The 11,037-nt window shown below is 69.2% G+C and carries 9 protein-coding genes; 7 read left to right on the forward strand and 2 right to left on the reverse strand.

Features of this window, described 5'->3' with window-relative positions; all coding sequences use genetic code 11:
- The first annotated feature begins 538 nt into the window (after positions 1-538).
- Entirely contained in the window at positions 539-2,821 is a 2,283-nt protein-coding gene (locus tag AC060L_RS30760; RefSeq protein ID WP_483802238.1) for a ricin-type beta-trefoil lectin domain protein, read from the forward strand.
- 137 nt (positions 2,822-2,958) lie between these two features.
- Here the strand turns inward: AC060L_RS30760 and AC060L_RS30765 are convergent, their stop codons facing one another.
- Positions 2,959-4,419 carry a DNA adenine methylase gene (locus tag AC060L_RS30765; protein WP_483802239.1) on the reverse strand — a complete coding sequence of 487 codons (1,461 nt, stop codon included), beginning with the start codon at positions 4,417-4,419 and terminating at the stop codon, positions 2,959-2,961.
- A 469-nt stretch (positions 4,420-4,888) separates the two neighbouring features.
- Between AC060L_RS30765 and AC060L_RS30770 the strand changes: the two genes are divergently transcribed.
- On the forward strand, positions 4,889-5,092 hold the full coding sequence (locus AC060L_RS30770; RefSeq protein ID WP_483802240.1) for a cupin domain-containing protein: 204 nt from the start codon (positions 4,889-4,891) through the stop codon (positions 5,090-5,092).
- 86 nt (positions 5,093-5,178) lie between these two features.
- Here the strand turns inward: AC060L_RS30770 and AC060L_RS30775 are convergent, their stop codons facing one another.
- On the reverse strand, positions 5,179-6,744 hold the full coding sequence (locus AC060L_RS30775; RefSeq protein ID WP_483802241.1) for a nucleobase:cation symporter-2 family protein: 1,566 nt from the start codon (positions 6,742-6,744) through the stop codon (positions 5,179-5,181).
- Positions 6,745-7,148: 404 nt separating this feature from the next.
- Here AC060L_RS30775 and AC060L_RS30780 point away from each other — a divergent pair, with 404 nt between their 5' ends.
- The 5 genes from AC060L_RS30780 to AC060L_RS30800 form a co-directional block, all read left to right on the forward strand.
- Positions 7,149-7,454, forward strand: a complete 306-nt coding sequence (locus tag AC060L_RS30780; RefSeq protein WP_483802242.1) for an urease subunit gamma — start codon at positions 7,149-7,151, stop codon at positions 7,452-7,454.
- Positions 7,455-7,457: 3 nt separating this feature from the next.
- Positions 7,458-8,204, forward strand: coding sequence for a sirohydrochlorin chelatase (locus AC060L_RS30785; protein ID WP_483802243.1), 747 nt, complete (start codon positions 7,458-7,460; stop codon positions 8,202-8,204).
- 43 nt (positions 8,205-8,247) lie between these two features.
- A complete protein-coding gene (locus AC060L_RS30790; protein WP_483802244.1) occupies positions 8,248-8,646 on the forward strand; it encodes an urease subunit beta in 399 nt (132 codons plus the stop codon).
- Positions 8,646-10,370, forward strand: a complete 1,725-nt coding sequence (gene ureC / locus AC060L_RS30795; RefSeq protein ID WP_483800312.1) for an urease subunit alpha — start codon at positions 8,646-8,648, stop codon at positions 10,368-10,370. The genes AC060L_RS30790 and ureC overlap by 1 nt, the downstream gene beginning before the upstream one ends.
- The coding region (locus AC060L_RS30800) for an urease accessory protein UreF (RefSeq protein WP_483800311.1) at positions 10,367-11,037 on the forward strand (671 nt) is incomplete at its 3' end. The genes ureC and AC060L_RS30800, both read left to right, overlap by 4 nt.

Consider the following 11,037-nt stretch of genomic DNA (forward strand, 5'->3'; position numbering starts at 1 on the left):
GAAAATACCCATGGAAAGGACTACTCAGTAATTTCCGATCCATTGATTGCGTATGCGGAGTCCACCCGGATGCGGCGGATACGGCGGATTCTTCGGCCCCGGCCGCACTGATCCGGTTCCGCGAAAAGAATGCGTACCAGGATCTTTGGCGGTGCCCGCGATGGGGCCGTTGACCGTCGACTCTCCGTGGCCCTACTGTGCGGTGCTGGTCGTATCTGTTTGCTTCTGGGCAATTGCGATCTCCCCACCCACCCCACCGCCCGGAGGCGGTGTGCGGTAAGCCACTTCCGGCGTCGTACGAAAGGCATCCCCCATGCACGGATTCCTCCGTGTCCCGCGTGTCCCGCGTGTCCCGCGTGTCCCGTCCGGTCCCGGACGCACCCTCAGGAGGGCGGCCGTCGCCGCCTCGCTCCTGCTGTCCGGCGCACTCGTCGCCGGACAGGCTGCCACCCCCGCCCTGGCCGTCGCTCCTGCCACGTCCGCCACACCGGCCCCCATCTCCACCCCCATCTCCACTCCCATATCCACCCCCATCACCGTGGACGGCACCAAGCCGGGCCTCACCTTCGACGGTGTCGGCGCGATCTCCGGTGGCGGCGGCAACTCCCGCCTGCTGGTGGACTATCCGGAGCCGCAGCGCAGCCGGCTGCTCGACTACCTGTTCAAGCCGGGCTACGGCGCCGATCTCCAGGTGCTGAAGCTGGAGATCGGCGGTGACGCCAACTCCACCGACGGCGCCGAGCCCAGCATCGAGCACACCAAGGGCACCGTCGACTGCAACCAGGGCTACGAGTGGTGGCTGGCCGCACAGGCCAAGGCCCGCAACCCGAACATCAGGTTCTACGGTCTGGCCTGGGGTGCGCCCGGCTGGATCGGCAACACCGGCAGCGGCGGCAACTTCTGGTCGCAGGACACCATCAACTACCTGATGGACTGGATGGGTTGCGCCGGCAAGCACCAGCTGGACATCAGCTACCTCGGCGGCTGGAACGAGCGCGGCTACGACAAGGGCTGGTACGAGAACCTCAAGTCGACGCTGGTGTCGCGCGGTTACGGTGCCACCAAGGTGGTCGCGGCCGACTCCGACTGGTCGGTGGCCGATGACATGGCCGCCGATCCCGCGTTCAAGAACGCCGTCGACATCGTCGGTGTCCACTACCCCTGCGGCTACCTCGGGTCCTTCACCAGCTGCCCCAGCACCGCGAACGCCCAGGCGCTCGGCAAGCCGCTGTGGGCGAGCGAGAACGGTTCGGAGGACGCCAACGACGGCGCGGCCTCGGTGGCGCGCGCGATCAACCGCGACTACATCGACGGCAAGATGACCTCGTTCATCAACTGGCCGGTGATCGCCGCGCTCTACCCCAACCTGTTCTTCTCCACCGACGGCATGTCGATCGCCAACCAGCCCTGGTCCGGCAACTACACCATCGGCAAGACCACCTGGGTCACCGCGCAGACCACCCAGTTCACCAAGCCGGGCTGGCAGTACATCGACTCCGCCGACGGCTACCTCGGCGGCGACCGCGCCAACGGCAGCTACGTCACGCTCAAGTCGCCCGACAACCGCGACTACAGCAGCGTCATCGAGACGATGGACGCCACCGCTCCCCAGACCGCGAAGTTCAGCGTCACCGGTGGCCTGTCCACCGGCAAGGTGCACGTCTGGGCAACCGACCTCGACTCCGCCAATCCGGCCGACTGGTTCGTCCACCAGCAGGACATCACCCCGGTCAACGGCAGCTACACGCTCGGCCTGCAGCCGGGCCACGTCTACACGGTGACCACCACCACCGGTCAGGGCAAGGGCGCCGCCACCCCGCCGGCCGCCGGCCCGCTCCAACTGCCGTACGCGGACAGCTTCGAGACGCCGGCCACCACCACCTCGCCGAAGTACTTCACGGACATGAACGGCGCCTTCCAGACGGTCCGCTGCGGCGGTGGCCGCACCGGCACCTGCCTGCGCCAGATGGCCCCGACCGAGCCGATCCGCTGGACCGACGAGCCCTATGACGCCCCGTACACCATCATGGGCGACGGCAGCTGGTCCAACTACACCGTCAGCGCCGACACGATGTTCGAACAGGCCGGCAGCGTCGAGCTGCTCGGCCGGGTCAACCAGCAAGGCCGCAACAACAACGGCCTGAACGCCTACCACCTGCGGGTCAGCGACACCGGCGCCTGGTCGATCGTCAAGAGCGACACCAGCTGGAACTTCACCACCCTGGCCGGCGGAACCACCACCGCCCCGCTGGGCACCGGTCACTGGCACACCGTCAGTCTGTCGATGCAGGGCACCACCCTCACCGCGAGCATCGACGGCCGCACCGTGGGCAGTGCCACCGACGGCAGCTTCACCAACGGCCAGGCCGGCCTGGGCGTGACCGGCTACCAGACAGACCAGTTCGACAACTTCGCCCTCACCCCGGGCACGCCCAGCAACCACACCGGCCCGGTCGCCTCGGCCCTGCCCGCCAAGTGCGTTGACGACAACGGCGACTCCGCCGCCGACGGCACCGCGGTTCAGCTGTGGGACTGCACGGGCGGCAGCTCGCAGGTGTGGAACTGGTCCAACGGCAGCCTGACGCATGACGGCAAGTGCCTCGACGTCACCGGCGCGGCCACCGCCAACGGATCCCAGGTCGAGTTGTGGGACTGCAACGGCGGTGCCAACCAGCAGTGGGTCCCGCAAGCCGACGGCACCCTGAAGGGCACCCAGTCCGGCCGCTGCCTCGACGACCCGGCCGCCGCCACCGCCAACGGCACCCGGCTGGAGATCTGGGACTGCACCGGCGGCACCAACCAGCAGTGGAAGCTGCCGTAGCCCCACCCGCCCCTTCGGTCGGTAGGTGAGCGGAAACGGCCATGCGGTTCACCCGCGCGGTCCGCATGGCCGTTTCGCGCCCTACCGTGGGGCCTCCAAGGGTGAGCAGGAGCTCGGCACCGAGTGAGACGCGCAGGCTAGCCCATGTCGAAGTCCCCGTCGGCTTCCTGGCGCTTCTGCTCCTGTTCCGCGTACCGGGCGTCGTACGCGCGGTCGGCCGCGCTGAGTCGCTCCTGCGATGCGAAGAACTCGCCGGCGACCGCGTTGTCACCGCCGCTGCGCACCCAGTCGGACAGGATCCGCTCCGGGCACCCGGCGACCGTCGGGTTGTTGCGGCCCGGCAGGACGGTCAGCTGGTACGCCTCGCTCAGCGTGCTCGGCGAGCGGTAGGTGTAGGTGTAGTACTTCAGTTCGGCGGCGGGGACGTCACCGAGCAGCCGCGAGTACGCCTGGATCAGCCCCGGGTTGGCGAAGTTGCAGAGCAGCACGGTGGTGCCCCGCTGGACCAACTGCCTTGCCATGTCCAGGATCAGCGTCTGGAAGGCGGCGCCGTCGTCGCCGGTGCCGTAGGTGTTGGCGGACTCCGACTGGTACGTCTCCGGGTTGGCGGTGCCGCGCGGCGGGATCGCGTTGGTGAACTTCGGGAACGGGCAGTCCATGAAGACGATGTCGGTGGGTCGGGCCAGGTAGCAGGTCTCCCGGAAGTCGCGGCAGGCGAAGTCCTCGATGGGGGCCTGCCCGCAGAGCTCCACCACCGCCGTGAGCGTGCGCACTTCGCGGTCGCGGATCTCCTGGAGGCGCGGCACCGCCTCCGGGTTGAGCGCGCCTTGTACGCCGCCGCGCTTGGTGAGCTTGGTGCCGCGCGTGCAGCGGTTGACCAGCCAGATGTACTTGCTGATCGTCAGCCGGGCGAAGTCCGGATCGCCCGCGGCGCCGGCGAGCGCCGCCCGCCCGCCGTACTCCAGGTCCTCCACCAGTTGCCCGTAACTGCGCTGCGGGGTCGTGTCCCACTCGATCGCCAGGCTGCGGTACTTGCGGACGAAGTAGTCGCCGAGCTCGATGGCCGCCTGGTACAGGCCGATGACGTACGGGTTCAGATCGCCCGCCACGATCGAACCGAAGAGTGGCAGGCCGTCGTTGAGCGACGGCCCCCAGCACGAGGCGTTGAGGAAGATCTGGCCGGAGCCGACGAACGGCTCGATCAGCCGGGGAAGCTTGCCGCCGTTGTCGGTGAACTTGGCCCGCCCGACCCTGGCGAGGACGAGTTGGGTGAAGTGGGCGCGGTTGTGCTTGTTGCCGGTGTACGGGGTGAGCCAGGCGAACTGTTCCGGCTCGGGCACCCAGAGGTTGGTCAGCTTGCCGATGTAGAGGCTGTTCGCGCGGACGTACTTCTCGTACAGCCCGCCCGTCTGGCCGGCGAAGTACTCGAAGTCCGAGGAGACGCCCATCCCACCCGTGGTGACCGGTCTGTACGGCCGGACGGGCAGGTTGCGCGGGATCGCCCGGCGGTCCGGAGTGATGGTGAAGCCACGGGGCGGCACGCCGTTGCGCATGCGGCCGAAGCCGCAGACGGCGCACACAACGCCGTTCTGGTTCATGGCGCCGGTGTAGTCGCGTTCGAACCCGCAGCGATCGCAGTAGATGTGCATGGTCCCCCTCAGGGTCTGCCCCCGTCTGTCTGACAGAACAGTAGGGCCGTGGCGGGGGAACAGGAATGACTGTGGCAACTGATGATCCGTCATATAGTCGCTGTCAAAGGGCTGTTTATCGCACGGCCGCCCGCCGGCGAGGCGCGGTCAGAGATCCGGCATGGCTGACCACCCCGCGCCCGTCGGTGGAAGACGGAAGTCTTTGCCAAACGGTCGACCGCTTCGTGCTCCTGCTCGGGTAGTTTCCGAGGCATCCATTGATCTTGATGCGGGACTGGTCGGCGCGACCGAACGGGTCCGTTGGGAGGGGTGTGCCGTGAGTGTGGTCGATCTGATGGCGACTGCGGCTGGTCTGCCGCAAGCGTGGAGCTCTCGCAGGCTGGGCCAGGTGGGGGCGACCTGCGTGAAGGTCCTGCGCATGGACGAGCTGTCGGTGGCGGAGGAGAGCCACGCTACTGATGAGGCGCTGATCGTGCTCGACGGCCGACTGGAGCTGGACGTGAACGGCACGCCGGTGACGGTCCGGGCGGGCGAGCTGTACATGGTGCCGGCGGGAGCCGGGCACAGGGTCCGCCCCGGAAGCCATGGTGCGTTGGTGATCGTGGAGTCGGCTGAAGAGTGACTGTTCGTCAGGCGGCCTTGCCCGGGCGCTCGGTCAAGGCCGGCCGATGAGTGCGTGGGGGCAACGGGGTGTCGGCAGCGCGGTGGTCAGCCGTCGCACCCGCACAGTCGGGTTCGCGCTGTGGAGACGCCGGGGTGCGGGGACTCCCAGAAGAACGTCTGTGATGACGAGGTGGCCCGCTGAGCGCATGACGTCGAACAACCCGCCACCGGCGGCACCCGATCCGGCTCCGGCTCCGGCTCCGGCTCCGTCGCCGCCTCCGTCTCTGTGGCGGCGGGCGGCGAGGTGGGACCGGGGGTCGGCAGGTGGAGGTGGTTGAAGAGCAGGTTGAGGGTGAAGGCGAGGAGTACCGTCAGGGTGATCGGGCTGCCGAAGATGGTCTGCGCCCAGGCGGGGAAGTGCTGGAAGAACACCTCGTTGCCGTGCGGGTCGGTGGCGACCGCCGGCAGCAGGCCGACGCCGAGCGAGACCGCGACGATCAGGAGGTTGTGGTTGCCGTTGAACTCGACCTTCCTCAGCGTCTGCTCGCCGACCGCGGTGACCATCGCGAACATCACCAGGGCCGCGCCGCCGACCACCGGCTCGGGGACGGCCGCGATCAGCGCACCGACCTTGGGCACCAGGCCCATCACCAGCAGGAAGCAGCCCGCCACGGCGACCACCCAGCGGCTGCGCACCCCCGTCATCTGGACCAGGCCGACGTTCTCCGCGTACGCGGTGTCGGGGAAGGAGTTCATGAAGCCGCCGAGCACGGCGGACAGGCCGTCGGTGGCGAGGCCGCGCGCGATGTCGGCGTCGGTCAGCTCCTTGCCGGTCATCTCGGCCACCGCGAGCATGTCCGCGGTGGACTCGGTGTAGGTCACCAGCATCACGACGCACATCGAGATGATCGCCGCCGCGTCGAACCGGGGTGCGCCGAAGTGGAACGGCGCGGCGATGCCGAACCAGCCTGCGGAGCGGACACCGCTCAGGTCGAACAGGTGCAGCGGGATCGAAGCCAGGGTGCCGAGGGCCAGCGCCAGCAGCGGCGCGAGCTGGCCCAGGAAGCCGTTCAGCAGCCGGCTGAAGAGCACGATCAGCGCGATCACGCCGAAGGCGAGGGCGATGTGCGACAGCTTCCCGTAGTCGGCGGCCGAGGTGTCATGGCCGGCGATCATGCCCGCTGCCGGGCCGATCAGTGAGAGCCCGATGATCACGATGACCGTGCCCGCCACCAGCGGCGGGAAGAACCTGATCATCTTGGCGAAGGGTTTCGCGATGAGCAGGCCGAACACGCCGGAGACGAGCATCGCGCCGTAGACCGTGGGCAGTCCGTGCCTGGCGGCGATGGTGATCATCGGACTGACCACGGTGAAGGTGGCACCGGCCACCACCGGCAGCCGGACGCCGAGGAGGTGGGAGATGCCGACCGCCTGGATGATCGTCGCGATGCCGGCTACCAGCAGGTCCGCGTTCACCAGCAGGGCGATGGTGTGCAGGTCGAGCTTGAGGGCGCTGCCCACGATGAACGGGACGGCCACAGCGCCCGCGTACATGATGAAGACGTGCTGGAGACCGAGGACCGCCAGCCGGGGTGCGGGCAGCACCTGGTCGACGGGATGGGCCGGCGCGGGGCCGGGTGTGGCGCTCTCGGACTCGCTCTGCGGGTGCATCGGGACCTCCGGTTGTGCGCGGACAGCGCCGTGTCAGGCCGGGCGCTACGACGAGGTGTTCCTGGCGGCAGGAACGGTGCCAGGGGTGGCGAGGAGAGGGGGGAGAAGAGGGAGGGAAGAACGTCCGGGAGGCGTTGATCCCGCCTGGTACGGGGTGCCGGCATCCGGATGTGGAGACTCTAGAGGTCCCGACAGTGACCCGGGCAACTGTGTGATCTGACATCAGGGCGGACGGTTCAGCCACTCGTGCTTGTACGTTCCAACATATCCGGCAACCGGTCCGGTGGTTGTGACAATTCGTCAAACTCCCCGAAACAAACCGTTGCTCCCATGGGCAGACGCTTCCGGCGGGTCGCCTGCACCGCCGTGCTCACCCACCCCTGAACCTCTCGAAGGAGGGTCCGATGAACCTCGCCCCGCGGGAGATCGACAAGCTGTACATCTACGTGGTGGCCGATCTGGCCCGCCGCCGTCGCGCCCGCGGTGTGAAGCTCAACTACAGCGAGGCCGTCGCGCTGATCAGCGAAGCGCTCATGGAGGGCGCCCGGGACGGCCTCTCGCTGGCCGAGTGCATGGAGCTCGGCAAGACGGTCGTCAGCTCCGAGGACGTGATGCCCGGCGTGCGCGAGATGCTCCCGCTGCTCCAGGTCGAGGCGGTCTTCGTGGACGGGACCAAGCTGGTCTCCTGCCACGACCCGGTCGGCGCCTGAACAGTGCGGCCCACCTCCCCGACTCACCCGCGGCCCGCCGTCACGCTCGTCCTGGCCGGCGGCCACGAGAGCAACGGCGCCCGGGACTTGTACAGCCTCACCGAGCACGGATACGCGCTGCGCGCCGCACCGGTCGGGCGCGAGCTCATCCGGGCCGTCACCGACGCCCTCGCCCTCGGTACCCAGCCGGTCTGCGTGGTCCCGATGACCCTGGGCCGGGACCCCGAGCTGGTGGCGGACACAGCGCGCGCACTGCGCTGGCTGGCCGGGTCGGCCGGTCCGGGCCGGCTCGCCCTCACCGAGCCGTTCGGCACCACCGGCCACCTGGTCGGCTGGCTCCGGGCCGCCGCCGGCGCCCAGCCGGACGCGGACGCCCTGCTGGTCACGGCACCCGCCGCCGGCCCGGAGGCGGATGCGGAGCTGTACCGGACAGCCCGGCTGGTGCGTCAGTACGGCAAGCACCGCACGGTCGAGGTCGCCTTCGACGGCGGCGACCCGGACATCGCCGAGGGGCTCGAGCGCTGTCGCCGCCTCGGCGCCCGACGGGTCGCCCAGCTCCCAGCCGGCTTCGGCGGCCCGTTGCTGAGTCACCGGGCCGTCGCCGAGGTGCTGCACGCCCGCGCCGCCGCGGCCCTGCACCTGCTCGGCCACGGCGAGGACGGCATCACCGCCGGAATCGCAGCCGGCCACGGCCACGGCCACCCGCACCCCCACCCCGGCCCCCATCCGCACGCGGCCCACCAGCACTGACCGCGCCCCCACCACGCCGACGCACGTCCGAAAGAGAGACGCCATGGCAGGCAGACCCGCCTACCTGTACGGAGACGATCCCGTGGAGATCAACGCGGGCCGGGAGAAGGTGCGATTGTCGGTGAGTAACACCGGCGACCGGGCCGTCCAGGTCGGGTCGCACTACCACTTCTTCGAGGTCAACCGGGCGTTGGCGTTCGACCGCAACCGGTCCTACGGCATGCACCTGGACCTGCCAGCCGGCACCGCGGTCCGGTTCGAACCGGGGGACACCCGAGAGGTCGAGCTGACGGCGTACGCGGGCAGTCGCCGCCTGGTCGGCTTCAGTGGCCTGGTGAACGGCGGCCTCGGCTCGACGGACACCCGCGCCAAGGCGCTGCGCCGCGCGGGTGAACTCGGTTTCCGGGGCGCAGCGATCGAGCACACGGGGGGCGAGCTCTGATGGCGATGATCCCTCGCAGGCAGTACACCGACTTGTTCGGTCCGACCGTCGGTGACCGGTTCCACCTCGCCGACACCAACCTGGTGGTGGAGGTCGAGCACGACTTCAACCAGGGCCACTACGGCGACGAGGCGGTCTACGGCGGTGGCAAGGTCATCCGGGACGGCATGGCCCAGGATCCGGCCGCGACCAGTGGGCAGGGTGCGCTGGATCTGGTGATCACCAATGTGGTGGTGCTGGATGCGGTGCTGGGTGTCGTCAAGGGTGACATCGGTGTGAGGGACGGTTTCATCACGGCGGTCGGCAAGGCCGGGAACCCGCGGTTGCAGAGTGGTGTGCATCCGAAGCTGGTGATCGGCCCTGGCACGGAGGTGATCTCGGGTGAGCATCTGATCGCGACGGCCGGTGGTATCGACACGCACATCCATTTCATCGCCCCGCAGCAGGTCCAGGAGGGCCTGACCAACGGCATCACGACGCTGATCGGTGGTGGCACCGGGCCCACCGATGGCACCAACGGCACGACCTGCACGCCAGGGCCGTGGAACATCGGGCGGATGTACCAGGCGGTGGAGGACCTGCCGGTCAACGTGGGCCTGCTCGGCAAGGGCAACGCCTCACTGCCCGAGGCGCTGCGTGAGCAGGTCGAGGCGGGTGTGTGCGGTCTGAAGGTGCACGAGGACTGGGGCACCACGCCGGCGGCGATCGACACCGCGTTGCGGGTCGCCGACGAGTACGACGTGCAGGTCGCCATCCACACCGACACCCTGAACGAGTCGGGTTTCTACGAGGACACGGTGTCGGCGATCGATGGCCGGACCATCCACACCTTCCACACCGAGGGCGCCGGCGGTGGTCACGCCCCCGACATCATGCGGATCGCCGGCGAGCCCAACGTCCTGCCCTCCTCGACCAATCCGACGCTGCCGTACACGGTGAACTCGATCGACGAGCTCCTCGACATGGTGATGGTCTGCCACCACCTGAGCCACCACATCCCCGAGGACGTCTCCTTCGCCGATTCGCGGGTGCGCGCGGAGACGGTGGCCGCCGAGACCGTGCTGCACGACGAGGGCGTGATCAGCATCTTCTCCTCCGACTCCCAGGCCATGGGCCGCATCGGCGAGTCCTTCGCGAGGGCGTTCCAGACCGCCCACCACTGCAAGGACCAGCGCGGCAAGCTGGGCGGCGACAGCGAACGCCACGACAACTTCCGGGTGTTGCGCTACCTGGCCAAGCTGACCATCAACCCGGCGATCGCCGCCGGTACCGCCGACTACATCGGCTCACTCGAGCCCGGCAAACTCGCCGACATCGTGCTGTGGCCGATCAACTCCTTCGCCGCCAAACCCAAGTTGGTCATCAAGGGCGGCATGGTCAACTGGGCGCTGATGGGCGACCCCAACGCCTCGCTGCCCACCACCCAGCCGATCTACTACCGCCCGATGTACGGCGCCTACGGCCGCGCCCGACAGGCCACCCGCGTCTCCTTCATGTCCCAGGCCGCCATCGACCGCGGGGTGCCGACCGAACTCGGCCTGGAGAGCCGGGTGCTGCCGGTTCGGCACTGCCGGACGGTGGGCAAGCAGCACATGGTGCGCAACGACGCGCTGCCCCGGATCGAGGTCGACCCGGAGACGTACCAGGTGACGCTGGACGGCGAACCGGCCACCATCGCGCCGGCCGAAACCCTGCCGCTCAACCACCTCTTCTACCTCGCATGACCGCCACCCTCGACGCACTGCTGGTCAGCCTCCAACTCACCGACTCCGCGTTCCCCAGCGGCCTCTACACCCTCTCCCACAGCCTGGAGGGCTTCCGACAGGCCGGGCAGGTCGACCAGCACAGCATGCCCGCACTACTCACCGACCTCCTGCGCCACTCGGTCGGCCCGGCCGACGCCACCGCACTCGCCATCGCCAACCGGGCCGCCACCAAAGGGGACTGGGACACCGTCGTCGAGATCGACCAACGGCTGCACGCCAGCAAGCTCAACCGCGAGCTGCGGCTGGCCGCCACCCGGACCGGACGGCAGATGCTGGACACGGCGCAACTCGCGCTGGGCGGCGCCGCCCTGGACCGCTTCGCGGAGCTGGTGGCAGCGAAGCGGACGCCCTGTTGTCAGGCCGTCGCGGCCGGCGTAGCGTACGCGGCCGGCGGCGTGGGCGCCGAACAGGCGGTGGCCGGCGACCTGTTCGCGTTCGCCGTCAGTTTCACCGGAGCCGCACTGCGGTTGCGGCTGACCGACCACCGCCGTGCCCAGATCACGCTGCGGGCGATCGCCCCGGTGATCAAGGAGGTCACCGAGGCCGCACTGCACCGGGAGGCGGCCGACCTCGGCGGCTGCGTACCGCTCGCCGACGTCATGTCGGGCCGCCACGAGCGCGCCGA

It is taken from the genome of Kitasatospora sp. NEAU-69 (assembly GCF_057158765.1).

Excerpts from the sequence above, each read along its gene's own strand:
- AC060L_RS30765 (WP_483802239.1), bottom strand. The coding sequence starts at position 4,419 with ATGAACCAGAACGGCGTTGTGTGCGCCGTCTGCGGCTTCGGCCGCATG.
- AC060L_RS30780 (WP_483802242.1), top strand. The coding sequence starts at position 7,149 with ATGAACCTCGCCCCGCGGGAGATCGACAAGCTGTACATCTACGTGGTG.
- AC060L_RS30775 (WP_483802241.1), bottom strand. The coding sequence starts at position 6,744 with ATGCACCCGCAGAGCGAGTCCGAGAGCGCCACACCCGGCCCCGCGCCG.
- ureC (WP_483800312.1), top strand. The coding sequence starts at position 8,646 with ATGGCGATGATCCCTCGCAGGCAGTACACCGACTTGTTCGGTCCGACC.
- AC060L_RS30770 (WP_483802240.1), top strand. The coding sequence starts at position 4,889 with ATGGACGAGCTGTCGGTGGCGGAGGAGAGCCACGCTACTGATGAGGCG.
- AC060L_RS30790 (WP_483802244.1), top strand. The coding sequence starts at position 8,248 with ATGGCAGGCAGACCCGCCTACCTGTACGGAGACGATCCCGTGGAGATC.